The sequence below is a fragment of the Amycolatopsis orientalis DSM 40040 = KCTC 9412 genome, from assembly GCF_000478275.1.
Lineage (GTDB): Bacteria > Actinomycetota > Actinomycetes > Mycobacteriales > Pseudonocardiaceae > Amycolatopsis > Amycolatopsis orientalis.
Genome location: NZ_ASJB01000055.1, coordinates 34,489 through 57,437, shown reverse-complemented (window position 1 = coordinate 57,437; position 22,949 = coordinate 34,489). Strand labels below are relative to the sequence as shown.

Annotated in this window: 27 protein-coding genes; 12 read left to right on the top strand and 15 right to left on the bottom strand. The window is 68.4% G+C overall.

Going from position 1 to position 22,949, the window contains the following annotated elements; all coding sequences use genetic code 11:
- Positions 1-48: 48 nt before the first annotated feature.
- Genes qcrB through ctaE form a run of 4 tightly spaced genes read right to left on the bottom strand, consistent with a single transcriptional unit; the run spans position 49 to position 4,340 of the window.
- Complete coding sequence (gene qcrB / locus L324_RS18045; RefSeq protein WP_037309403.1) at positions 49-1,716, bottom strand: cytochrome bc1 complex cytochrome b subunit; 1,668 nt, start codon at positions 1,714-1,716, stop codon at positions 49-51.
- Complete coding sequence (gene qcrA / locus L324_RS18040; RefSeq protein WP_037309400.1) at positions 1,713-2,846, bottom strand: cytochrome bc1 complex Rieske iron-sulfur subunit; 1,134 nt, start codon at positions 2,844-2,846, stop codon at positions 1,713-1,715. Before qcrA ends, qcrB begins: the two co-directional genes overlap by 4 nt.
- A complete protein-coding gene (qcrC, locus tag L324_RS18035) occupies positions 2,843-3,661 on the bottom strand; it encodes a cytochrome bc1 complex diheme cytochrome c subunit (RefSeq protein WP_037309397.1) in 819 nt (272 codons plus the stop codon). Before qcrC ends, qcrA begins: the two co-directional genes overlap by 4 nt.
- Before the next feature lie 55 nt (positions 3,662-3,716).
- Positions 3,717-4,340 carry an aa3-type cytochrome oxidase subunit III gene (ctaE, locus tag L324_RS18030; RefSeq protein WP_005164165.1) on the bottom strand — a complete coding sequence of 208 codons (624 nt, stop codon included), beginning with the start codon at positions 4,338-4,340 and terminating at the stop codon, positions 3,717-3,719.
- A gap of 95 nt (positions 4,341-4,435) precedes the next feature.
- Between ctaE and L324_RS18025 the strand changes: the two genes are divergently transcribed.
- The 3 genes from L324_RS18025 (at position 4,436) to trpD (ending at position 6,361) form a co-directional block, all read left to right on the top strand.
- Positions 4,436-4,852 carry a hypothetical protein gene (locus L324_RS18025; protein ID WP_037309391.1) on the top strand — a complete coding sequence of 139 codons (417 nt, stop codon included), beginning with the start codon at positions 4,436-4,438 and terminating at the stop codon, positions 4,850-4,852.
- A gap of 62 nt (positions 4,853-4,914) precedes the next feature.
- Positions 4,915-5,325, top strand: a complete 411-nt coding sequence (locus tag L324_RS18020; RefSeq protein WP_037309389.1) for a hypothetical protein — start codon at positions 4,915-4,917, stop codon at positions 5,323-5,325.
- Between the two features lie 4 nt (positions 5,326-5,329).
- Positions 5,330-6,361, top strand: a complete 1,032-nt coding sequence (trpD, locus tag L324_RS18015) for an anthranilate phosphoribosyltransferase (protein WP_037309386.1) — start codon at positions 5,330-5,332, stop codon at positions 6,359-6,361.
- Positions 6,362-6,463: 102 nt separating this feature from the next.
- Here trpD and L324_RS18010 read toward each other — a convergent pair whose 3' ends face one another.
- Positions 6,464-7,444: a helix-turn-helix domain-containing protein gene (locus L324_RS18010; protein ID WP_037309384.1), complete on the bottom strand. Its 981-nt coding sequence runs from the start codon at positions 7,442-7,444 to the stop codon at positions 6,464-6,466.
- Positions 7,445-7,496: 52 nt separating this feature from the next.
- Between L324_RS18010 and L324_RS18005 the strand changes: the two genes are divergently transcribed.
- Positions 7,497-7,916, top strand: a complete 420-nt coding sequence (locus tag L324_RS18005; RefSeq protein WP_037309381.1) for a cupin domain-containing protein — start codon at positions 7,497-7,499, stop codon at positions 7,914-7,916.
- On the opposite strand, the gene L324_RS18000 is transcribed toward L324_RS18005, so the two are convergent.
- Positions 7,889-8,851, bottom strand: coding sequence for a GlxA family transcriptional regulator (locus L324_RS18000; protein WP_037309378.1), 963 nt, complete (start codon positions 8,849-8,851; stop codon positions 7,889-7,891). The two genes, L324_RS18005 and L324_RS18000, sit on opposite strands and share 28 nt — an antisense overlap.
- Positions 8,852-8,933: 82 nt before the next feature.
- Between L324_RS18000 and L324_RS17995 the strand changes: the two genes are divergently transcribed.
- The gene (locus tag L324_RS17995) at positions 8,934-9,824 is read left to right on the top strand and encodes a DMT family transporter (protein ID WP_037309375.1); all 891 of its coding nucleotides are present in this window, start codon (positions 8,934-8,936) and stop codon (positions 9,822-9,824) included.
- Between the two features lie 72 nt (positions 9,825-9,896).
- Here the strand turns inward: L324_RS17995 and L324_RS17990 are convergent, their stop codons facing one another.
- The gene (locus tag L324_RS17990) at positions 9,897-10,316 is read right to left on the bottom strand and encodes a cytochrome c oxidase subunit 4 (protein WP_007029867.1); all 420 of its coding nucleotides are present in this window, start codon (positions 10,314-10,316) and stop codon (positions 9,897-9,899) included.
- Between the two features lie 40 nt (positions 10,317-10,356).
- On the bottom strand, positions 10,357-11,295 hold the full coding sequence (ctaC, locus tag L324_RS17985; RefSeq protein ID WP_037309370.1) for an aa3-type cytochrome oxidase subunit II: 939 nt from the start codon (positions 11,293-11,295) through the stop codon (positions 10,357-10,359).
- A 219-nt stretch (positions 11,296-11,514) separates the two neighbouring features.
- On the opposite strand from ctaC, the gene asnB reads away from it, so the two are divergent.
- Positions 11,515-13,449 carry an asparagine synthase (glutamine-hydrolyzing) gene (gene asnB / locus L324_RS17980; protein ID WP_037309367.1) on the top strand — a complete coding sequence of 645 codons (1,935 nt, stop codon included), beginning with the start codon at positions 11,515-11,517 and terminating at the stop codon, positions 13,447-13,449.
- Between the two features lie 56 nt (positions 13,450-13,505).
- Entirely contained in the window at positions 13,506-14,162 is a 657-nt protein-coding gene (locus tag L324_RS17975) for an alpha/beta fold hydrolase (RefSeq protein ID WP_037309364.1), read from the top strand.
- Here the strand turns inward: L324_RS17975 and L324_RS17970 are convergent.
- On the bottom strand, positions 14,151-14,867 hold the full coding sequence (locus L324_RS17970) for an SMI1/KNR4 family protein (RefSeq protein ID WP_081736383.1): 717 nt from the start codon (positions 14,865-14,867) through the stop codon (positions 14,151-14,153). The genes L324_RS17975 and L324_RS17970 overlap by 12 nt on opposite strands.
- 61 nt (positions 14,868-14,928) lie before the next feature.
- On the bottom strand, positions 14,929-15,918 hold the full coding sequence (locus L324_RS17965) for a carbohydrate kinase family protein (RefSeq protein WP_152546896.1): 990 nt from the start codon (positions 15,916-15,918) through the stop codon (positions 14,929-14,931).
- Positions 15,919-16,068: 150 nt separating this feature from the next.
- On the opposite strand from L324_RS17965, the gene L324_RS17960 reads away from it, so the two are divergent.
- Positions 16,069-16,248: a hypothetical protein gene (locus L324_RS17960; RefSeq protein ID WP_418189789.1), complete on the top strand. Its 180-nt coding sequence runs from the start codon at positions 16,069-16,071 to the stop codon at positions 16,246-16,248.
- Between the two features lie 87 nt (positions 16,249-16,335).
- Here L324_RS17960 and L324_RS17955 read toward each other — a convergent pair whose 3' ends face one another.
- Positions 16,336-16,713 carry a HesB/IscA family protein gene (locus L324_RS17955; RefSeq protein WP_005164197.1) on the bottom strand — a complete coding sequence of 126 codons (378 nt, stop codon included), beginning with the start codon at positions 16,711-16,713 and terminating at the stop codon, positions 16,336-16,338.
- Positions 16,714-16,856: 143 nt separating this feature from the next.
- Between L324_RS17955 and L324_RS17950 the strand changes: the two genes are divergently transcribed.
- Positions 16,857-17,513 carry a DUF3043 domain-containing protein gene (locus tag L324_RS17950; protein WP_037309352.1) on the top strand — a complete coding sequence of 219 codons (657 nt, stop codon included), beginning with the start codon at positions 16,857-16,859 and terminating at the stop codon, positions 17,511-17,513.
- Positions 17,514-17,568: 55 nt separating this feature from the next.
- Positions 17,569-18,558: an aldo/keto reductase family protein gene (locus tag L324_RS17945; RefSeq protein ID WP_037309350.1), complete on the top strand. Its 990-nt coding sequence runs from the start codon at positions 17,569-17,571 to the stop codon at positions 18,556-18,558.
- Between the two features lie 74 nt (positions 18,559-18,632).
- Here the strand turns inward: L324_RS17945 and L324_RS17940 are convergent, their stop codons facing one another.
- Genes L324_RS17940 through L324_RS17930 form a run of 3 tightly spaced genes read right to left on the bottom strand, consistent with a single transcriptional unit; the run spans position 18,633 to position 20,450 of the window.
- A complete protein-coding gene (locus tag L324_RS17940) occupies positions 18,633-18,860 on the bottom strand; it encodes a hypothetical protein (protein ID WP_037309347.1) in 228 nt (75 codons plus the stop codon).
- Positions 18,853-19,704 carry a phosphoribosylaminoimidazolesuccinocarboxamide synthase gene (locus L324_RS17935; RefSeq protein ID WP_037309345.1) on the bottom strand — a complete coding sequence of 284 codons (852 nt, stop codon included), beginning with the start codon at positions 19,702-19,704 and terminating at the stop codon, positions 18,853-18,855. Before L324_RS17935 ends, L324_RS17940 begins: the two co-directional genes overlap by 8 nt.
- Positions 19,701-20,450 (bottom strand): GntR family transcriptional regulator, encoded by a 750-nt coding sequence (locus tag L324_RS17930; protein WP_037309342.1) that lies wholly within the window; start codon positions 20,448-20,450, stop codon positions 19,701-19,703. Before L324_RS17930 ends, L324_RS17935 begins: the two co-directional genes overlap by 4 nt.
- A 170-nt stretch (positions 20,451-20,620) precedes the next feature.
- Here L324_RS17930 and L324_RS17925 point away from each other — a divergent pair, with 170 nt between their 5' ends.
- Positions 20,621-21,025, top strand: a complete 405-nt coding sequence (locus L324_RS17925) for a hypothetical protein (RefSeq protein WP_037309339.1) — start codon at positions 20,621-20,623, stop codon at positions 21,023-21,025.
- Here L324_RS17925 and L324_RS17920 read toward each other — a convergent pair.
- On the bottom strand, positions 21,010-21,690 hold the full coding sequence (locus L324_RS17920; protein WP_037309338.1) for an IspD/TarI family cytidylyltransferase: 681 nt from the start codon (positions 21,688-21,690) through the stop codon (positions 21,010-21,012). The two genes, L324_RS17925 and L324_RS17920, sit on opposite strands and share 16 nt — an antisense overlap.
- 93 nt (positions 21,691-21,783) lie before the next feature.
- Here L324_RS17920 and cobT point away from each other — a divergent pair, with 93 nt between their 5' ends.
- Entirely contained in the window at positions 21,784-22,860 is a 1,077-nt protein-coding gene (gene cobT, locus L324_RS17915) for a nicotinate-nucleotide--dimethylbenzimidazole phosphoribosyltransferase (RefSeq protein WP_037309335.1), read from the top strand.
- The last annotated feature ends 89 nt before the right edge of the window (positions 22,861-22,949 follow it).

Genomic DNA, 22,949 nt, shown 5'->3' with positions numbered 1-22,949 from the left:
CTCGGATCAACCGAGGGAAGGGGGCCTTCACGCGTTTCTCGCCAGGCGCTAGTGCCCGGAAGTGATCTCCTTGCGCTCCTGCGAGGGTTCACCGCCGATGTCGTCGACCTTGCCGTTGCCGTGCCCGTTGGCCCGGGCGCGCTCCAGCGCGATCGTCTCCTCGACCGGGTCCGGCGACCAGACCGAACCCGCGACGGCGTGCCCGGCCGAGCCGAGCTTGTTCATCTTCTTCGGCACCGACGCGCCCTGGTACTCGAGCGGCAGCGGGTGGCCGTGGTCGTCCACCGGGCCGAGGGGCTGGTGGATTTCGATGAACTCACCGTGCGGCAGGCGCTTGATGATGCCGGTTTCGACACCGTGCTCCAGCACCTCGCGGTCGGCCCGCTGCAGGCCGAGGCAGATCCGGTAGGTGATGTAGTACGCCAGCGGCGGCAGCAGCAGCACGCCGATCCGGCCCGCCCACGTCGTCGCGTTCAGCGAGATGTCGAAGGCGAACGCGATGATGTCGTTGAAGCCCGACAGCATGATGACCGCGAAGAAGGTCAGGGCCATGATGCCCAGCGAAGTCCGGACCGGGACGTCGCGGGGACGCTGCAGCAGGTTGTGGTGCGCGGTGTCCTTGGACAGCTTTCGCTCGATCCAGGGATACATCACCAGCAACCCGATCAGCAGCGGCATCCCGACCGCGCCGGGGAAGAACACCGCCGGGACCGTGTAGTTCCCGAGGTAGAGCTCCCACGCGGGCCAGATCCGCAGCATGCCGTCGGCCCAGGCCATGTACCAGTCAGGCTGCGAACCCGCCGAGACCTGCGCCGCGTTGTACGGGCCGATGTTCCAGATCGGGTTGATCTGGAAGAGGCCCGACATCAGCGCGATGACGCCGGTGACCAGCGCGAAGAACGCACCGCCCTTGAGCGCGAAGACCGGCATGATGCGGACGCCGACGACGTTGGTCTCCTTGCGGCGCACGCCAGGGAACTGCGTGTGCTTCTGGTACCAGACGAGCGCGAGGTGCGCGGCCACCAGGCCGAGCATGATGCCCGGCAGCAGCAGGATGTGGATCGTGTACAGGCGCGGGATGATCTCGTTGCCGGGGAACTCCCCGCCGAACAGCGCCCAGTGGATCCAGGTGCCCATGACCGGCACCGAAAGCACGATGCCCGACAGGGTCGCGCGGATACCGGTACCGGAGAGCAGGTCGTCCGGGAGCGAGTAGCCGAAGAAGCCCTCGAACATGCCCAGGACCAGCAGCAGCGCACCGATGACCCAGTTCGCCTCACGCGGGCGCCGGAACGCGCCGGTGAAGAAGATCCGGAACATGTGCACCATCATCGAGGCCACGAAGATCAGCGCGGCCCAGTGGTGCAGCTGCCGGACGAACAGGCCGCCGCGGACGTCGAACGAGATGTCGAGCGTGGTCGCGAAGGCCCGCGACATCTCGACGCCCTGCAGACCGGTGTAGCTGCCGTTGTAGACGACCTCCTCCATGGAGGGGTCGAAGAACAGCGTGAGATAGACACCCGACAGCAACAGGATGATGAAGCTGTAGAGCGCGATCTCGCCGAGCAGGAACGACCAGTGCGTCGGGAACACCTTGTTGAGCTGGTGTCGCATGCCCTTGGCCAGGTGATACCGGTCGTCGGCCCACTTCGCACCAGCGCCCGCGGCCTTCTCGACCGGGTTCGTCCCCTTTGTCGGGGTGGTGAGTGAACTCATGACTTACGCTCCCAAAAGGCCGGTCCGACGGCCTCGTTGAAGTCTCCGCGCGCGATCAGGTAGCCCTCTTCGTCCACTGTAATCGGAAGCTGGGCCAGCGGCCGCGTCGCCGGTCCGAAAATCGGCTTGGCGTAGTGGAGCGCGTCGAACTGCGACTGGTGGCAGGGGCAGAGGATGCGGTTGGTCCGCTGCTCGTACAGGGAGGTCGGGCAGCCCACGTGGCTGCAGATCTTCGTGTACGCGTAGTAGTCGCCGAAGTTGTAGTCCTCCTGGCCCTGACGCTTGACGACCTTGGCGGCGTCGGTCGGGCGGAGGCGGATCAGCATGACCGGGTTGTCGACACGCTTGAAGGCGGCCGACAGCGCGTGCTCGTCTTCACGCTCGGACTCGCGGAACGGGAAGACCGTCTCCATGGCGCCGGCGTCGAGGTCCTCGACCCTGACCAGGGAGACCTCGTGCGGACGACCGGTGTTGCGGCGGAGGTAGACCTTCTCTTCCGGGAAGTTCTTCTTCCAGCCCGAGTGCCACAGGGAATCGCGGTTCTCGGTGTCCTTCCACGGGTCCTTGATGAAGGAACCGATCGGCAGCGCCGCGACGGCGAGGCCGAGCACACCGGCACCGGCGCCCGCGGACCGCTTGATCAGCGAACGGCGCGCGATGGTGCTGCTGGTGCCCGATTCGGCCAGCTGGGCCAGGATGGTGGCCTTGTCGACCTCCTTGGACCCGCCGTCCCCGCGCTCCTGCACCGAGACCTCGGCCGGGATGAACTTCTTGGTGTAGAGGATGACGCCGACACCGAGGCTGAGGACGGCGAGCCCGAGGGTGATCCCGAGCAGCGGCGTGTACAGCGTGTACTTGGTGTAACCGGTCGTCCCCGGCTCCTTGTACTCGAACCAGTGCGGCCACGCGACGAGGACCACGAACGCGAGGCCGGACAGCGCGGCCAGCACGAACCAGAGGGCGACGACGCGCTCGGCGCGCTTCTCCGCCCGCGTCCCCTCGACCGGCCACGGCTTCGGGTACTCGACGATCTCGACCCCGTCGAGCGCGGTACCCAGCTTGACCAGCTGGTCGCGATCCATGTCCGCCAACTCCGCCTCTGTCGGCGGCTTCGGCCCTTCGGCGCTCATGCCTTCGATCCAATCCACAACGTCACGCCGATCAGCGCGGCGATCCCGACGATCCACGCGATCGCGCCCTCCGAGGCCGGGCCAAGTCCGCCGAGCGAGCTACCGCCGGGTGAGTTGTTCCCGTGACTCACGGACTTCACGAACGCGATGATGTCCTTCTTCTCCTCCGGCGACAGCTGCCGGTCGGAGAACTTGGGCATGTTCTGCGGCCCGGTGAGCATCGCGGTGTAGATCTGCTCTTCCGTGGCCGGGTCCAGGTTCGGGGCGAACTTGCCCGACGAGAGCGCACCGCCGCGGCCGGTGAAGCCGTGGCACGAGGCGCAGTTGAGGCGGAAGAGCTCGCTGCCGCGTGCGACGTCCTCGCCGCGCAGCGCGTCACCCTTCTCGGTGGGACGCTGCGCGCCGCCGCCGTTGGCCTGGATGTAGGCACCCAGCGCGTTGATCTCGGCCTCGGACAGCTTCGGCGGCTTCCGCTGCGCCTGGGCTTCCTGGCGCACGGCGGGCATGCGGCCGGTGGAGGTCTGGAAGTACACGGCCGCGTCGCCGATGCCGATGAGGCTCGGGCCCCGGTCCTGGACGCCCTCGAGCTTCGGCCCGTGACATTCGATACACGTGTTGTTGTAGAGCTTCTCGCCCTCGCGCAGGAGGGCGGATTCGCCCTGCGCCTGCGCGGTCTGCGGCTCCGGGGCGAAAACGGCGTACAACCCGCCCACGCTGAGCAGCGCGATCCCGAGCGCCAGCGCGCCGGCGAACCGCCTGCGAGCCTTCGACCGCTTGCGGAAGCGGCGCTCCGTGTTGTCCTTGCTGGAGGTCATCTTGCGGCAACCCTTGCTGTCAGTTCAGGCCGATAGGTCGTGGTGGCGGCTTCGTTCACGGAAGGATGTAGATCACCGCGAACAGGCCCACCCACACGATGTCGACGAAGTGCCAGTAGTACGACACGACGATCGCCGAGGTGGCCTGGGCCGGGGTGAACTTGCTCAGCTTGGTGCGGATGAGCAGGTACACGAACGCGATGAGCCCGCCGATGACGTGCAGGCCGTGGAACCCGGTCGCGAGGAAGAACACCGTGCCGAACGGGCCGGACGGGATCGTCATCCCCTCGTCGATCAGGTGGAGGTACTCGTAACCCTGGCCGCCGACGAAGATCGCGCCCATGATCAACGTGATGATGTACCAGCGTCGAAGGCCGAAGACATCGCCCTTTTCGGCGGCGAACACGCCGAACTGGCAGGTGAACGAGGACGCCACGAGGATCACCGTGAACGGGATCGCCAAGGCGACGTTCAACTCGAACGGCTCACCGTGCAGCGGCGGCGGCCACTGACCGGTGGCGTTCTGCGCCTTCACGGTGAAGAACATGGCGAACAGTCCGGCGAAGAACATCAGTTCGCTGGACAGCCACACGATGGTGCCGACACTGACCATGTTCGGCCGGTTCAGCGAGTGGACCCGCTGGCTGATGGTGGGAGCTGCCGTTGTCACGCGTCGCATTATGTCCTCTCACGCACGGGGCCCGCCGGGTGGGTCCACGGCAAGTCGCGTGCGTGTCGGGTCACATCTGAACGAAAGTGGGAACAGGGCTACTCATGGGTTTACTAGATCGGCTTCGTGACCTGGTCAAGAAGCAGGACCGCCCAGGTCTGACCGTCGACACGCCCGGCGTGGAGATCGTCGTGGAAGCCTTCGACCCCGCCGAGGCGGACTCTTCGGCGTTGCGGAGATCACCCGCTTGGGTCGCCGAAGCACCGGCGATCCTGCGCCACCACTTGAAACTGCCGCCCGAAAAGGTGGCGGAGGCGACTTCGATCCTCGCCCAGGACGGCTGGGAGCTGCGGGAACAGGGGCCGGACGGCGACCTCACGCTGGCGCACGCGGTGCGTGTCCAGGTCCTCGACGCGCTGCACTGCGCGCAGGAACGGTCACGGATGGCGGGACTCGCGCAGCGGCTCGGCGGCGACTCGCTGGGCTGGGACGCGCTCCAGCCGTCGGGTGCGTCCACGTGATGTCGGTCATGGCGGATAACATCGCCGGTGTCGAGATGACTAGACGAGGCGGAGGCGCGCTCATGGGCGAGCAGGCGATGCGGATCCTGGTGTTCAGCCACAAGGCGGAGGTGCGCGAGGCGATCATCAACGCCGTCGGCCGCCGGCCCGCCGCCGACCTCGGCCGGGTGGACTACACCGAGGCTTCCGGCATCTCCGAGGTCCTCGTCGAGATGGACGCGGGCAACGTGGACCTGGCCATCCTCGACGGCGAGGCGCAGCCGACCGGCGGCATCGGGTTGACCCGCCAGCTCAAGAACGAGATCGAGGACTGCCCGCCGATCGTGGTGTCGGTGCGACGGAAGGACGACCGCTGGCTCGCGACCTGGTCGCAGGCCGACGCGGTGCTGGTCCACCCGCTCGACCCGCTGACCGCCGCCGAGACGGTCGCCGACGTACTGCGCGCCCGGCGGGTGCCGGTCGTGCACGGCTGACCCGATGGGCGCGGCAGCCAAGACCTGGCCGTCCCTGCTCAACCAGCTCATCGCGCGGACGGACCTGTCCGAGGAGGACACCGCGTGGGCGATGGACCAGATCATGAGCGGGGCGGCGACGCCCTCCCAGATCGCCGGGTTCGCCGTCGCGCTGCGGGCGAAGGGCGAGACACCGGCGGAGATCTCCGGCATGGCCGACGCCATGCTGGCGCACGCCAAACGGGTGACGATCGACCGGCCGTCGGTGGACATCGTCGGCACCGGCGGCGACCGGTCCAATTCGGTCAACATCTCCACCATGGCCACCGTGGTGACCGCCGCGGCGGGCGCGCCGGTGGCGAAACACGGTAACCGGAGCGCGTCGTCGAAGTCCGGCGCGGCCGACGTGCTGGAAGAGCTGGGCGTCACCATCGACCTGCCGCCCGAGACGGTCCAGCGCAGCGTGAACGAACTGGGCATCGGCTTCTGCTTCGCGCCGAAGTTCCACCCCGCCCTGCGCCACGCCGGCCCGACGCGGGGCGAACTCGGCGTGCCGACGACGTTCAACCTGCTGGGCCCGTTGACCAACCCGGCGCAGCCGCGTAGTTCGCTGATCGGCTGCGCCTACGAGGACAAGACCCGCGTGCTGGCCGAGGTGTTCGCGCGCCGCGGGATGACCGTGCTGCTCGTGCGCGGCGACGACGGGCTCGACGAGATCACCACCACGACCACCAGTTCGGTGTGGGTGGTCTCCGGCGGTGAGATCACGGAGCGCAGCTTCGACCCGTCGTCGCTGGACGTCCCGCGGGCGACCGCGGAGGACCTGCGCGGCGGCGACGCGGCGCACAACGCCGAGGTGTTCCGCCAGGTGATGGCCGGGAAGACCGGTCCGGTGCGGGACGCGGTGCTGCTCAACTCGGCCGCCGCGCTGGCCGCTTTCGCCGGTTTCTCGGGGTCGCTGGAAGACGATCTGGCGGCCGGGCTCGCGCGGGCCGCCTCGGCCATCGACTCGGGCGCCGCCGCCGACCTGCTGAACCGGTGGATCGCCTTCGCCTGACCCCACGCTCAACCCGGCGGACTCTCTCCTGGCGTGCCATGAAAGGTCCTTTCCTTGCAAATTTTGCAAGGAAAGGACCTTTCATGGCACGGGTATGACCGCCTAAGAGGCGGTGCTGAACCGCGCCCGGTAAGCCGAAGGCGTCAGCCCCGTAGCCCGCCGAAGCTGCGTACGCAGGTTCGCGGCGGTACCGAAGCCCGACGCCCGCGCCACCCGGTCCAGCCGCTGCTCGCCGCGCTCGATCAGCCGGCACGCCAGCGCGATCCGTTCCGTCGTGAGCCACGCCAGCGGCGTCGTCCCCAGTTCGGCCCGGAACCGCCGGTGCAGCGTCGCTTGGCTGGCCGCCGCCCGCGCGGCGAGGTCGGCGACGGTGAGCGGCCGGTCCAGTCGTTCGCGGGCCCATTCGAGCACCGGCGCGAGCGAGGTGTCCGGCACCGACGGCACCGGACGCTCGACGAACTGCCGCTGGCCACCGTCGCGGTGCCCGGCGAACACGAGGCGGCGGCTCACCGCGTTGGCGACCTCGGCGCCGTGGTCGCGGCTGATCAGGTGCAGGCCCAGGTCCAGCGCGGCCGCGCTGCCCGCCGCGGTCAGGACGTCGCCGTCGTCGACGAACAGGACGTCCGGCTCCAGCCGGACCTCGGGGAACAGGGTGCGGAACAGCCCGGCCCATTTCCAGTGCGTCGTCGCGCGCCGTCCGTCCAGGACACCCGCCCGCGCGAGGGTGAAGGCGCCGGTGCAGAAGCTCACCAGCCGGGCTCCCCGCGCGGCCGCGTCGCGGATGGCCGCCAGCACCGGTTCCCCGACCGGGAGTTCCGGTTCTGGCCGGTTGGGCACGATCACCGTGTCGGCGGATTCCAGCGCCTCGAGTCCGGCGATCCCGGTGAGGGTGAACATCCCCAGGTGCATGCGCACGGACGGCTCGGCGGCGCACAGCGTGAAGTCGTACCAGGGCCGGTCCAGTTCCGGCCGACGCAGGCCGAAGAGCTCGGTCGCGACGCCCATCTCGAAGGGGTTGGAGCCCTCGTCGACCAGGACGGCGACCCTGTGCGAAAAGACCCGGTGCGAGAAATCATGCGACATATGCGATTCCTAGCACTCACCGCCGCGCCGGTCCAGCGGCCAGGATCGGTTCATGAGCAAGCAGCCGATCGATCTGGGAACCGCACTGGCCGGATTCGACGAGATCTGGAGCCCGCGGATCGTCGCCCACGTCAACGACTACGACGTCCGCCTCGCCAAGGTCGCGGGCGAGCACGTCTGGCACGTCCACGAGAACACCGACGAGTTCTTCCACGTCCTCGACGGCACTTTGGACATCGCGTTGCGCGAGGAGGCGGGCGAACGCGTCGTCACGCTGCCCCGCGGCTCGGTGTTCGTCGTCCCGCGCGGCACCTATCACAAACCGTCCTCAGTGGACGGTGCGGCACTGTTGCTGTTCGAACCGACCGGGACGCTCACGGTCGGGGACGCGCACGAGGAGGTCCCCGAGTACGTCGACGTCACCGTCGGGCACGACATTTCCGTTCAGCCGGCGGAAAACGTCTTGCGGTAGGCGCTCGGACTGGTGCCGCGGAGCTTGCCGAACTGGTGCCGCAGCGCGGCGGCGGAGGCATACCCGCAGGCGACCGCGATGTCCTCAATGGACAGACGGCCTTCTTCGAGCAGTGCCTGCGCGCGATCGAGGCGGCGTTCGGTGAGCCATCGGTGCGGTGTCGTGCCGGTGGCCGCCGAGAACCGGCGCAGGAACGTGCGCTCCCCCAGACCGCTGCGGCGGGCGAGTTCCGCGATGGTGAACGGCCGGTCCAGCCGCCGCTCGATCCATTCGAGGGCTTCGGCGAGCACCGTGTCGTCCGGCGCGGCGGTCTCGGGGACGGGCGCCTGCACGAACTGCGCCTGCCCACCGGCCCGATGCGGGGCCGCGACCATCCGCCTGGCCAGCGTGGTGGCCGCGGCGACGCCGCGCAGTTCGCGCACCAGATGCAGGCACAGATCGACGGCGGCGACGGTCCCCGCGCTGGTGAGGACGCCGCCGTCGTCGACGTACAACGCCTTCGGATCGACCTTCGCCGTCGGGAACCGCGATCGGAACTCCTGCTCGTAGACCCAGTGCACGGTGCAGTTGCGGCCGTCGAGGAGTCCCGCGTAGCCGAGTGAGAAGACGCCCGCGCAGAAGCCCGCGACCCAGGCGCCCCGGCCCGCGGCGTCGCGCAGGACCTCGAGAACCGGCTCCGGCGGGCTCGCGCTGCGCGGCGCGCAGGTCGGGACGATCAGCAGATCGGCGGACGCCGCGAAGTCCAGGCTTTCCAGCCCGTCGAGCCCGAAACCGGACCAGCTCCGCACGGCGCCGCCCCCGGGCGAACAGACGGCGAAGTCCCAGCCCTCGATGCCGTCGGCGCTGCGATCGGTGCCGAACACCTCACAAGCGACGCCGAGTTCGAACGGCGAGACCTGGTCGGCGAGCACCACCGCGACCTTCTTCACGTCCATTCCGGCAGTGTGTCACAAGTTTTGCGGTCGATGTCATCTCTGACACTGGTCGGCCGGGCGCCCGAGGCCGAAAGTGGTCGCCATGAACAAGAACAACCCCCTCCTCCAGTGGACGGCCGCGATGGCGCTGTCCGGCACGATCGGCGCCGTCGTCCTCGAAAGCGGCGCCGACGCGCCCGCCGTGGCGTTCGCGAGGAGTCTCGTCGGCGGCCTGCTGCTCCTGGTGTGGAGTGCCGCGCGCGGCTGGCTCCGGCCCTGGACGCTCACCCGCCGCGACCTGTGGCTCGCCGTCCTCGGCGGCCTGTTCCTGGTCGGGAACTGGGTGCTGCTGTTCGCCTCCTACGCGCTTTCGTCGATCTCGGTCAGCACCGTCGTCTACCACACGCAACCGCTGATGCTGGTCGGTCTCGCCGCGGCGTTCCTCGGCGAGAAGATGGCGAAGAGCCAGCTGGTCCGGGCGCTGATCGCGTTCGGCGGAGTGACCCTCATCTCACTGTCCGCACACGGCGTCGACGGCAAACCCGTGCGGCTGGAGGGCATCGCGCTCGCCCTCGGCGCGGCCGCGCTCTACGCCGGCGCCTCGTTCGTCGCGAAGCAGCTCAAACACCTGCGCCCGCACGTCCTGGCGGCCGTCCAGCTGGTGACCGGGACGATCGTGCTGGCACCCGCGCTGCTCGTCACGCCGCTGCCCACGGACACCTCAGGGCTGTTGTGGCTGGTCCTGCTGGGGACGGTGCACACCGCGCTGATGTACGTCCTGATGTACGCGAGCATCGGCAAGCTGCCGACCACGACCGTGGCGCTGCTGTCCTACGTCTACCCCGTGGTCGCGGTGGTGGTCGACGTCCTCGCCTACGGCCACCGGCCGACCTGGCCGGAGGGCGTGGGGATGCTGGCCGTCCTGGCCGCGGCGCTCGCACCGAAGCGCGCTCCCAAGCCCGCGCCCGAGGCGCCCCATCCAGCCCGCATTTAGTCCTCTGAATGCGAATGAATGCGAAACGGCGCCCCGATCCGAAGACCGAGGCGCCGTTTCGACGTCAGAACGTCACTCGTGGTTGGGACCGGTGTGGTACTCGAAGACCAGCCCGCCGATGGCGACGATCACCAGGCCCAGCGCGATGATCAGCAGCCAGACGTGGAAGAACGCGAGCGCGACACCGGTCAGCGCGGCGGCCGCCGCGAGACCGATCGGCCAGTAGCTGCCGGGGCTGAAGAAGCCCAGCTCACCGGCGCCGTCGCTGATCTCGGCGTCTTCCCGGTCCTCCGGCCGCGGCTCGATGCGCCGCGCCACGAACTGCAGGTAGCTGCCGGCCAGGAAGGCCAGGCCACCGGTGAGGATCAGGGCCACCACACCGACCGGCTCGACGCCGTCCCGGGTCATCGTTCCGGTCATGTACGCGTAGATACCCGCCACGACGACGGAGAAGACCGCGACGAGGAAGAAAATCCGTCCTTCGACCTTCATGGACGTTGCCTCACTCCTGTTTCGGGCTCGAACAGCCGGGTCAGTTGGACGCGACCCGCGCGGTGCGGTCGGTGTTGAACGGGGTGGTGGTGACGGCGTAGGGCGCGCACAGGTCGCCGCAGTTCATCGCCGTCAGCGCCTCGGACGCCGTGTTCGGCTTGCCGCTCTTCGGGTTCACCGTGCCGCGAAGCTGGATGTACTGCGCGTACTTGTCCGGCGACAGGGCCCTGACCTCGAAGTTCATCCCCGAGTGGTAGGTGCCGCACAGCTCGGCGCACCGGCCGACGAACGAACCTTCCCGGTCGATCGAGTTCTGGAAGGTGAAGTCCTGGTTGTTCTTCTCCGGGTCCGGCATGACGTCCCGCTTGAAGTGGAACTCCGGCACCCAGAACGAGTGGATGACGTCCGCCGACCGCAGGTTGTACTGGATCGTCTTGTTCGTCGGCAGGACGAGCAGCGGGATCTCGGTCGAGCTGCCGACCGTGGTGATCTCGGGGTCGTCGTGGTTCTTGGAGTCGCTCTTGTACTTGAACTCCCAGTTCCACTGGAACGCGACGATGTCGACCGTGACGTCCGGGTTGTCCGTCTCGGCGAGCACGCGGTTCTCGGTGGTCGCGGTGAAGAAGAACAGCACGCAGACCATGATCGTCGGGACGACGACCGTGAAGATCTCCAGCGGGATGTTGTACTGGAACTGACGGGGCAGTTCCTCCTCCGCGCCGTCGGCGGTCTTCTTCTTGCGGTGGAAGATCGCGGTCCAGAAGATCAGCGCCCAGACGATGACACCGACGGCCAGCGCCGCGACGACCGTCCACGTCCACAGGGTGCGCATGTCGTGCGCCTGCGGGGTCACCCCGACCGGCCACCCGAAGCGAAGGATCTCGTCCCCGGAACAGCCCGTCGCGGTCAGCATCACCAACGCCGCGAGCGCTGCGATGCGACCAGCCCGTTTAACGGGGGTGCGCTCTGGATTTCCCACTGCGCCTTGCCCTTTCACCCAGAGCCTCCTCGACCGATCTTCTTGTTCACGCGGAGCCTAGCCGAGTTGTGGCGCCACGCTGACCAAGGGGTGACCCCAACACGCGTATCCCCCACCACATCCGGGTGTACCCACACCCAGGCATCGGGTGTACCCACACCCGGGCATACTGGGCCCTTCTCCCCCGCTCGGCCACAACAAGAGGTGTGTGAACTAGACGTGTGCGGCCTGCTTGGACTGATCTGTTCGACCGAAGCCGACGCGGCCGGCGCCCGCGAGGCGGTCGACACCGCCATGCGCTGCCAGCGGCACCGCGGTCCTGACGAGCACGACACCTGGGCCGACGCCGAAGTGGTCTACGGCTTCAACCGGCTGGCCTTCATCGACGTCGATCACGCCCACCAGCCGCTGATCTGGGGCCCGCCGGAGGCTCCTGAGCGCTACACGCTGAACTTCAACGGAGAGATCTACAACTACAAAGAGCTGCGCGACGAGCTGGCCGCCGAGCACGGTGCGAAATTCGCCACAGAAGGTGACGGCGAGGCGATCGTCGCGGCGTACCACTACCTCGGCGACGACGCGGTGAAGAAGCTGCGCGGCATGTTCGCCTTCATGATCTGGGATTCCCAGGAGAAGGTCGTCTTCGGCGCGCGCGACCCGTTCGGGATCAAACCGCTGTTCTACGCCGCCGGCCCCGGCAAGATCGCCTTCTCGAGTGAGAAGAAGAGCCTGCTGGAGCTTTCGAGCGTGCTCGGCGTCGAGGACAAGCTGGACCGCAAGGCCCTGCAGCACTACCTGGTGCTGCAGTACGTGCCAGAGCCCGAGTCGCTGCACACCGGGATCCGCCGCGTCGAGTCCGGGACGTCCTTCCGGGTCGTCCCGGGCGGCGAGGTCGAGTTCACCCGCTACTTCCACCCGCAGTTCACCGCGAAGCCGGTCAACGGCCAGGCCGAGGCGGAGGCGCTGTACGAGCGCATCGCCGACGCGATGCGCGACTCGGTCGGCAAGCACATGATCTCCGACCCGGACGTCACCGTCGGCGCCTTCCTGTCCGGTGGCATCGACTCGACCGCCACCGCGACGCTGGCCAAGGAGCACAACCCGAACCTGATCGCGTTCACCAGCGGTTTCGATCGCGAGGGCTACTCCGAGGTCGACGTCGCCGCCGAGACGGCCGCAGCCATCGGGGTCAAGCACGTGGTCCGGGTGGTGTCGGCGGAGGAGATGATGGAGGCGCTGCCGCTCATCGTCTGGTACCTCGACGACCCGGTGGCCGACCCGGCGCTCGTGCCGCTGTGGTTCATCGCCCGCGAGGCGCGTAAGCACGTCAAGGCGGTGCTGTCCGGCGAAGGTGCCGACGAGCTCTTCGGCGGCTACACCGTCTACAACGAGCCGATCTCCCTGGCGCCGTTCGAAAAGATCCCCGGCGGGATGCGCAGGATCCTCGGGAAGGTCTCCACGAAGATTCCCGAGGGCACTCGCGGCAAGGACCTGCTGCGGCGCGGGGCGCTGCCGCTGGAGGACCGTTACTACGGCAACGCCCGCAACTTCCGCGACGACCAGCTTCGCAAGGTGCTGCGTACTTACGAGGAAGGCGTCGGCTTCAAGGACGTCACCGCTCCCTGGTACCAGGTCTCCGAGGGCTGGGACCCGGTCGCGCGGATGCAGCACGTCGACCTGTTCACCTGGCTGCGCGGCGACATCCTGGTCAAGGCCGACAAGGTGACCATGGCCAACTCGCTGGAACTGCGCGTGCCGTTCCTCGACTCCGAGGTGTTCAAGGTCGCCGCGACCATTCCCGTCGACCAGAAGCTCACGCACGGGACCAGCAAGTACGCGCTGCGCCAGGCGCTGGCGAAGATCATCCCGGCGCATGTGCTGAACCGGCGCAAGCTCGGCTTCCCGGTGCCGATCCGGCTGTGGCTGCGCGACGAGATGTACGACTGGGCCAAGGGCATCATCTCGGACTCGCAGACCGGCGAACTGCTCGACAAGAACGCCGTCCTGGCGCTGCTCGACGAGCACAAGGCCGGCCAGCACGACCGCAGCCGTCAGCTGTGGGCGCTGCTGGTGTTCATGCTGTGGCACGGCATCTTCGTCGAGAACCGCATCAAGCCCGAGGTGCCGGAGCCTGTCTACCCGGTGAAGCTCTAGTCACGACTCGCCATGCCGGCCTTCACCGTTCAGGGGGTGAAGGCCAGCATGGAGGGATGGACTTCGTCCTCGTGCACGGCACGACGCAGAGCCCGGCGAGCTGGGGCCGGGTGGCCAAGCTGCTCACCGCCGCCGGGCACCGCGCGATCGCGGTGGACCTGCTGACGCCGGAAGACCTGCCGGTCGAAGGGTACGCCCAGCACGTGCGGGACCAGTACGACGGCGAACGGCCGGTCGTGGTGGCCCATTCCGGGACCGGGGTGCTGCTTCCCGCGATCGCCGAAGCGCTCGGCGCGCGGTCGCTGGTGTGGGCCGCCGCCTACATCCCCGACTTCACGGGCGGCCGGTGCCTGCGGGACGAGGCCCGCGCCTTGCTCGAACCGGACTGGATCGGCGTGGATCCGGCCGCGGAGCCCGCGAAGGCGTCGGAGTTCCTCTTCCACGACTGCGATCCCGAGACCGAACGGCTGGCACTGGACAGTGTGCGGCTGTTCAGCCCCGAAGTCCTCGCGACGCATCCCGCCGGGCCAGCGCCCGAGGTCCCGTCGACGGTGATCGTCCCCACCCGCGATCGCACGCTGAGGCCGGACTGGATGCGCCAGGCCGCCAGGGAACGGCTCGGCGTCACCGCGATCGAGATCGATGCCGGGCACTGCCCGCATCTGTCCCGGCCCGCCGAGATCTGCGGGATCCTGACCGGTTCACGGCGTTAGGCACTTTAGAGACTCGGTGAGCCAGGCGTCGTACCATGCCTCGAAGGTCGGCGTGGGCCCTAGATCGATCACTTCGTCCGGGCCTGGGCGGCCCGAGCGGGCGGCGTGGGCGGTCATCCAGCCCCACTCGTCCATGTCCCACAGCGATCCCGCCAGTTCGCCGGTGGTGACCAGCATCGTGAAACCGCTGCAGCCCTGTTCGCTGATGGCGACACAACCAGACAGGTCGGGCCCCACCTCGATGCCCTTGAACCAGCGGCCCTCGGGATCGCGCTGCCAGTCACGCCACTCCTGATGAACCTGGTGAGCGTCCGCCGCTGTGAACGGGAACTCCTCGGCCGGCTTCAGGTCCTCGGACCACTCTCGCAGCTCGGCCATGTCCAGCAGGCCGTGATAGGGCCCGGCACCGGCGCCGACCCGGCGGAGAAAGTCGCGATAGCCGGCCGGGAACTCGACGCCGAGATCGGCCTCGACGGCCGAGATCTCAGCTTCGTCCTGCGGTTCGCTGCGATACAGATGCGTGTACGCGCCGAAGATCACGAACTCGTCGTCGTACCGGCGCAGATGGTGAAGAGACTCGGGGAGGTCTTCCTCGATCGCGCGCAGTCGCGCGAGTTTCGCGGCGAGGGCGTCGGTGTTCACCGGCACATTCTGCTGGAGATAACGCAGGTCAAGCGATCCATTAAGGCTGAAGGGGCCCTTCACCGCGTCTCACGCGGTGAAGGGCCCTTTCGTCGCATCAGATGAGGGGAAAGTCCCCTTCAGCTCACGCGGGCAGGATCGCGGCGATCTCCTCGGCGGATTCCGGACCGAAGGCCTCCTTGAGCCGGCCCAGGGCGTCTTCGCGCTGGAAGGTCCACTCCTGCGTACCGACGGTCTCCAGCACGAGGACGGCGATCAGCGAGCCCAGCTGCGCCGAACGCTCCAGGCTGAGACCGCCGTCGATCCCGGCGATGAACCCGGCGCGGAAGCCGTCGCCGACGCCGGTCGGGTCGACCTTGCCGCGCTCCGGGACGGCGCCGATCTGCAGCGCGAGACCGTCCTTGCCGATGATCTCGACGCCCTTCTCCCCGAGCGTCGTGATCCGCATGCCGACGCGGTCGAGGACGTCGGCCTCGGTCCAGCCGGTCTTCTGGAGCAGCAGTTCCCATTCGTAGTCGTTGCTGAACAGGTACTTCGCGCCCTCGACGAACGAGCGCACCTGCTCGCCGTCCATCCTGGCCAGCTGCTGCGAGGGGTCGACGGCGAAGGGATAGCCGCGCTGGCGGCACTCCTCGGCGTGGCGGACCATGCCCTCGGGGTCGTCCGGGCTGATCAGCACGAGCGACAGCTCGCCGGCGTGCGTGGCAACCGGTTCGAGTTCGATGTTGCGGGATTCGGCCATCGCACCGGCGTAGAAGGTGGCGATCTGGCACAGGTCCTCGTCGGTGGTGCAGACGAAACGGGCCGTGTGCGCGATCTCGGACACCAGCACGCCCGCGGTGTCGACGCCGTGCCGCTCGAGCCACGAGCGGTAGTCGGCGAAGTCCGATCCCACCGCGCCGACCAGGATCGGGCTCTTGCCCAGCACACCGAGGCCGAAGGCGATGTTCGCGCCGATCCCGCCCCGCCGGACGACCAGGTCGTCGGCCAGGAAGCTCAGGGACACGCGGTGCAGCTGCTCGGCGATGAGCTGCTCGGCGAACCTGCCCGGGAAGTGCATGAGGTGGTCGGTTGCGATACTGCCGGATACTGCGATCCTGGCGCTGTCTGCCACCGGTTCTCCTTGATCGGTCGGCCTCGCCGAAACGAGGACGGCTAAGTTACCCGCAGGTCATGCCCCATACGGGTTGCTTCAGGCACGGCCATGAACACTACCGGTTGGTAGTGGTGTCCTCTTCGAACGCGAGTCATTAACTTGTCGTTCGTGACCACTTCCGCGTATCACCTCGAACCGGAATCCATCGGCGAACTCATCGCCGACTGCGCCGGTATCCCGTCGTCCCTCCAGGCCGAGAATCTGCCCCTGCCCCGGCAGATCGCCCCGCCCTGGACCGTGGACGAGCGGTGTCTCGCCCAGGTCGACGATCTGGACGCCTACGTCTGAGCCCGCGGCGGTACGAAGAACCGCGGGCATGAAGAAGGGCCGCGACCTGGGTGAGGTTCGCGGCCCTTCTTCATGCCCGGATGCGGCTCAGTGGAAGCTGTCGCCGCAGGCGCAGCTGCCGGTCGCGTTGGGGTTGTCGATCGTGAAGCCCTGCTTCTCGATCGAGTCGACGAAGTCGATCACGGCGCTCGACACGTACGGCGCGCTCATCCGGTCGACGGCCACGCGAAGCCCGTCGAAGTCACGGAACAGGTCGCCGTCGAGCGTGCGCTCGTCGAAGAACAGCTGGTAGCGCAGGCCCGCGCACCCACCGGGCTGGACGGCGATGCGCAGGTGCATGTCGTCACGGCCCTCCTGCTCGAGCAGGGCCTTCGCCTTGACGGCGGCGGCGTCGGTCAACGTGACGCCGTGGGTCTCCTCGGCGGTTTCGGCCTGAGCTGCGGCTGCCTGCTCAGCGGTCGTCATGGTTCTCCCTCTGGTCGAACTCGCTGCGGGTACTCGTCTTGCATCTGGTCCAACACGTCGGAGTCCCGATCTGTTCCCCTCCATGGTGACATATCGCTCGGCCTGGTGCGTGGCACCGTGACGCCTGCAACTACCCTGGTGAGGTGAGGTTCCTGCGCCGTAGCACCACAGACTCCGCCACGACCGACGCCGAGACGCCCGACACCGAGGCCGTCGAGGTCCAGGCCAAGGCCTATACGCCCGGAAAGGGCAAGGCCACGCCCAAGCGCCGCGAGGCCGAGGCCAAGCGCCGTGGTCCGGTGGCGCCCCCGCCGACCACCATGCGGGAGGCGATGAAGCGGAACAAGGAACTCCGCAAGTCCGCGAAGGCCGACCCGGAGTACAAGGCCAAGCAGCGCAACGCCGCGAAGGAACGTCGCGAGCGGATGATGGCGGGCGAGGACAAGTACCTGCTCCCGCGCGACCGCGGCCCGGTCAAGGCCTATATCCGTGACCTCGTCGACTCCCGGCGCAACCTGCTCGGTCTCTTCATGCCGCTCGCGATCCTGGTGTTCGTCGCCCTGCTGGTGCCGTACCCGGACGTGCAGCGCTACGCGACGCTGCTGTGCACCGTGATGCTGCTCGGCATGATCGTCGAAGGCGTGCTCAGCGGCCGCCGGATCGCGAAGATGGTCCGGCTGAAGTTCCCGAACGAGACGGTCAAGGGCGGTTCGGTCGGCTGGTACTCCTTCATCCGCGCGAGCCAGATCCGCAAGCTGCGCGTGCCCAAGCCGCGGGTCAGCCCCGGCGACAAGGTCTGAGCAGGCGATTCCCAGGTCGTTAGCGTGACTAACGGCTTGGGGTAGAGTCGCGTGCATGGAGTTCCGACGCCTCGGCCGCAGCGGCCTCAATGTCAGTGAGATCTCGTACGGCAACTGGCTCACCCACGGGTCCCAGGTGGAAGAGGACCAGGCCCAGGCCTGTATCAAGGCCGCGCTCGACGCCGGCATCACCACCTTCGACACCGCCGATGTTTACGCGAACACGGCCGCCGAATCGGTGCTCGGCCGCGGGCTGAAGGGCCTGCGCCGGGAAAGCCTGGAGATCTTCACCAAGGTCTACTGGCCGACCGGCCCCAAGGGCCCCAACGACCAGGGGCTGGGCCGCAAGCACATCATGGAGTCGGCGAACGCTTCGCTGAAGCGGCTCGGCACCGACTACGTCGACCTCTACCAGGCGCACCGGTTCGACCGGACCGTCCCGCTCGAAGAGACGTTCCTCGCCTTCGCCGACCTCGTCCGCCAGGGCAAGGTGCTCTACGTCGGCGTCTCGGAGTGGACCGCCGAGCAGATCACCCAGGGCGCCGCGATCGCACGTGAGCTGAAGGTGCCGCTCATCTCGAACCAGCCGCAGTACAACGCGCTGTGGCGGGTCATCGAGGCGCAGGTCGTCCCGGCGTCCGAACGTGAGGGCCTCAGCCAGATCGTCTGGTCGCCGATCGCGCAGGGCGTGCTCACCGGCAAGTACAAGCCCGGTCAGCCGCTGCCCGCGGGCTCCCGCGCGACCGACGAGAAGGGCGGCGCCAACATGGTCGCCCGCTTCCTCAACGACGACGTCCTCGAGCGCGTCCAGCGGCTGCAGCCGATCGCGGACAAGGCCGGTCTGTCGCTGGCCCAGCTGTCCGTGGCGTGGGTGCTGCAGAACCCGAACGTCGCTTCGGCGATCATCGGCGCTTCGCGGCCGGAGCAGGTGCACGAGAACGTGAAGGCGGCCGGCGTGAAGCTGGACGCGGATCTGCTCGCCGCGATCGACGAGGCCCTCGACGGCGTCGTCGAGACCGACCCGACACTGACCCGCTCCCCCTGATCCCCCGCATTCAGCCGACTGACTGCGGACGCTTTTCCCGCAGTCAGTCGGCTGAATGCGTCAGCCGCCAGTCGTCAGTCGCCGTGCACCAGGGACTGGTACGCCACCTGACCGTCGAGGTCGAGGGCGTCGCCCGGAGCGCGCAGCGGCTCGATCCCCAGCCCCCGCAGCAACCTGCTCGCGCCGGCGACGCGGTCACCCGCCCGGCCGTCGGCCCGCTCCGGCCGGTGGCCCCGCTGGATCAGCAGGCCCTCGACGTCGTCGATCAGCCGGTACGGGTCGTAGACCTGCGGGTCAGGCATGGCCACCACCGGGAACCCAGGTCTTCCCGGTGATCCTCTCGTAGACCTCGGTGTAGCGCTCGCGGGTCGCCTCGACGATCTCGTCCGGGATGGCAGGCCCCGGCGGCGTCTTGTCCCAGCCGGTGCTCGCGGACCAGTCGCGGACGAACTGCTTGTCGAACGCGTGCTGCGTCCGGCCGGGCTCGTAGTCGTCGGCGGGCCAGAACCGCGACGAGTCCGACGTGAGGACCTCGTCCCCGAGTGTCAGCACCCCGTCGGCGTCGAAGCCGAATTCGATCTTGGTGTCGGCGATGATGATGCCGTTCTTCGCCGCGTGCTCCGCGCCCTTGGTGTAGATCTCGAGCGTCAGTTCGCGGATGCGGTCCGCGGTCTCCTGGCCGATGTCGTTCACGACCTCGGCGAAGGTCATGAACTCGTCGTGGCCGGTGTCGGAGATCTTCGTGGTGGGCGTGAAGATCGGCTCGGGCAGCTTGTCCGCCTCGACCAGGCCCGCGGGCAGTTCGACGCCCGAGACCTTGCCGTCACGCTGGTATTCGCGCATGCCGAGACCGGTGAGGTAGCCGCGCGCGATGCATTCGACCTGGATCATCTTCAGCGGCTTGCAGCGCATGGCGCGGCCGGCGAATTCGGCCGGGACGTCGGTGGTGGAGATGACGTGGTTCGGCACCACGTCGGCCAGCTTTTCGAACCACCAGGCGGAAAGCTGGTTCAGCAGCGCGCCCTTGTCCGGGATCGGGGTCGGCAGCGAGACGTCGTAGACCGAAACGCGATCCGACGCGACGAGCAGAATGTCACCGTCGATTTCGTAAAGGTCCCGGACCTTACCCGCGTGAATGTGCTTCATGCCCCGTCCTCGATGTTGTATTCGTAGAAAACCCAGTGGTCCGGCAAGGCCGCCGATTCGCCGTACTCGAGTACGTCGCCTTCCGCGGAGAGAAAACTGTTGCGGCTCAACAAGATCGGCGTCTCCTCCGGCACGCCCAGCTCCGCCGCGTCTTCGGCGTCCGCGCGTCCCGCGGCGTGCTGGGTGCGGGTCGACGAGAGGACCCGGCCCGTCCGGTCGGCGACGTATTTCACCGTGCCTTCGACGATCCGCTCGGTCTCGAACAGCAACGGGGCCTTGGCCGCGAGCGCGCCGTCGAACCAGGAGACCGACGTCGACACCGGCTGTTCGTCGCCCACGTACGTCGTGCGCCGCCGCCGGATCGCGGGCGCGCCCTCTTCGATGCCGAGCGCGTCCGCCACGCGCTCCGGCGCCGGAAGGAGCCCCGCCTCACGGATTTTCGCGTAGTGGCCCGGTGGATAGACCTTGCCGGTTCTCGCGATCGAGATCGTCCTGTCTTGCGCGGAACGGTGCAACGCTCTGGTCTGCACCACTGTCCCGATGCCGCGGACCGCGCGGACCAGACCCTCGGCGCGGAGCGTCGAGAGGACCTTCATCGCCGTCGCCATGGCGACGTTCCAGTTTCTGGCGATCTCCCGTGCGGACGGGACCGCGTCGCCTTCCTTGAGCCTGCCCGAAACGATGTCGTCGCGAATACTTCCCGCGATCTGGAGATACGGCGGTTCGGGTCGGTCGACGGCGGGCAAGGTGACTCCTCACAAGGTCGCGCGGTGCGCACAAGCGTTCTAGCACACCAATGGGCGAGCACCAAGGATCCTGCTCACACCCCATTATTACGTACTAGTACACATTCTGGACGGTGCTCTAGTACACCTGTTACTCTCCGCAGAGTTCCCGAAACCCGTTGGGGGGCTCGATGAACCATCTGAGCATCGACGAACTGCTCGAAGAGCTTCGAAGACGCCGGTGGGTCGTCTACATCTTCGGTCCCCGGGAGGAACCGGAGGTCTGCGCCGCGGTGTTCCAGTGGGACACCTGTGCCGACGTCCTCATCCTGCGCGGTGAGGAACGGGCGAGCGCCTTCCGGGTCACCACCCTGCCCGACACCGACGTTTTCCAGCCCGCGCTCGTCTCCTGGCAGTACCACTCGACGGCCGACTGGACATTGCGCGCGGTGCTCACCATCCCGCCGCCCGGCGACGCCGCCGCGCCGATCCAGTTGCTGCAACCACATCCGGACTGCGTGATCCCGATGGAAGCGCGCCAGCCGGTCACCATCCTGCCCGCCAACGGAGCCACTGCCGATCAGGGCGATCCCTGACCTCGGCCGATCACCTGCTCGGCGACAACGAGGTCGTGCGGGTAGGTGATCTTGAGGTTCTCCGCGCTGCCTGGAACCCACCGCACCGGCAGCGCGGAGAACCTTTCCATGCACGAAGACGTGTCCGTGCCGACGAAACCTTCGCGCTCGGCGGTTTCGTAGGCCTCCAGCAACGGGGCGGCACGGAAACCCTGCGGCGTCTGCACCCGGATCGCGCCGGGCAGCGCCCCGGAAACGGAATCGCCGTCCACGCGCACGACGTCGTCGGCCGCGATCCCCGGCACCGCTCCCCCGTACCGCCGCGTGTCGGCGAGGACGTCCGCGATCAGGTCCGGGGTGACGAGCGGGCGGGCCGCGTCGTGCAGCAGCACCGCGTCGATCTCGCCGCTTTCGATCCGGGAAGCCAAGTGGCGCAAGGCGTTCAGCTCGGAACCCTGGCGCGTGGCGCCGCCGTGGACGAGTTCGACCTCGGCCGGATGCGCGGCCAGCACCTCCCGCGCGAGTCCGGTGTCCTGCGGCCGGATGACCAGCACGAGCACGTCGATACCGGGCACGCGGGCGAAGGCGTCGAGCGACCACGCGACGACCCTCCTGCCCGCCACCGGCAGGTACACCTTGTTGAGCTTGGCGCCGACCCGGGTGCCCGCTCCGCTCGCGAGCACCACCCCGGCGGCCTTCGTCTGAGCCACAGGCAACTCTGGCACAGGCGGGTCGGTAGGTTGGGCGCGGCCACCGAAGCGATCCGAAGGGGCAGGGCGTTGGACGACGATATCCTCGAATTCGCCGAAGTCGAGCAGCCTGATGAACACGCACGCTCGGCGGCGATCGCCCTGCATTCGAAACTGATCAAGCCGGCGGGGTCGCTGGGCAGGCTCGAAGAACTGGGCGTGTGGGTCGCGGCCTGCCAGGGCCAGTCGCCGCCGCGGCCCTTCACCCGGCCCCGGGTCGTGGTGTTCGCCGGAGACCACGGCGTCGCCGCGAAGGGTGTCTCGGCCTATCCGGGCGAGGTCACCGCGCAACTGGTCGGCAGCATGCTGACCGGCGGCGCGGCCATCAACGTGCTGGCGGCCTCGGCGGGCGCGAGTGTCCGGGTCATCGACATGGCCGTGGACAGCGACGCCCCCGCGACCCGGTCGATCGGCGAGTTCAAGGTGCGGCGCGGATCCGGCTCGATCGACGTCGAGGACGCGCTGACCGACGCCGAGGCCCGCGCCGCCGTCCGCGCGGGCCGGGCGATCGCCGACGCCGAGGTCGACGGCGGGGCGGATCTGCTGATCGCGGGCGACCTCGGGATCGGGAACAGCACCCCGGCCTCGGTACTGGTCGCGGCGCTGACCGGCAGCGAACCGGTGGCCGTCGTCGGCCGCGGTTCCGGGATCGACGACAACGCTTGGATGCGCAAGGCCACCGCGGTCCGCGACGCGCTGCGGCGGGCGAGGGCGGTGCTGGCCGACCCGGTCGCGCTGCTGCGCACCGCCGCGGGCGCCGACATCGCCGCGATGACCGGGTTCCTCGCGCAGGCCTCGCTCCGGAAGACACCCGTGATCCTGGACGGCCTGGTCGCCTGCGCGGCGGCACTGGTCGCCGAGGAACTCGTCCCCGGCGCGCGGCAATGGTGGACCGCCGGTCAGCGCGGCGGCGAACCCGCGCACGCGCTGGCGCTGGAGCACCTCGACCTGGACCCGATCCTCGACCTGGACGTCCGCCTCGGTGAGGGGACCGGCGCGGTCGCGGCGCTGCCGCTGGTGTTCATGGCCACGCGGGTGCTCGCGGAGATGGCCACGCACGAGCAGGCGGGGGTGAGCGGTCCGCTGATCGAGGCGCCCGCCACCTGACGCTCCCTCGTCTTCCGCATTTAGTCCTCTGGATGCGGGGCCGGCCCACCCCCTCAAGTGCCATGAAAGGTCCTTTCCTTGCGAATTTC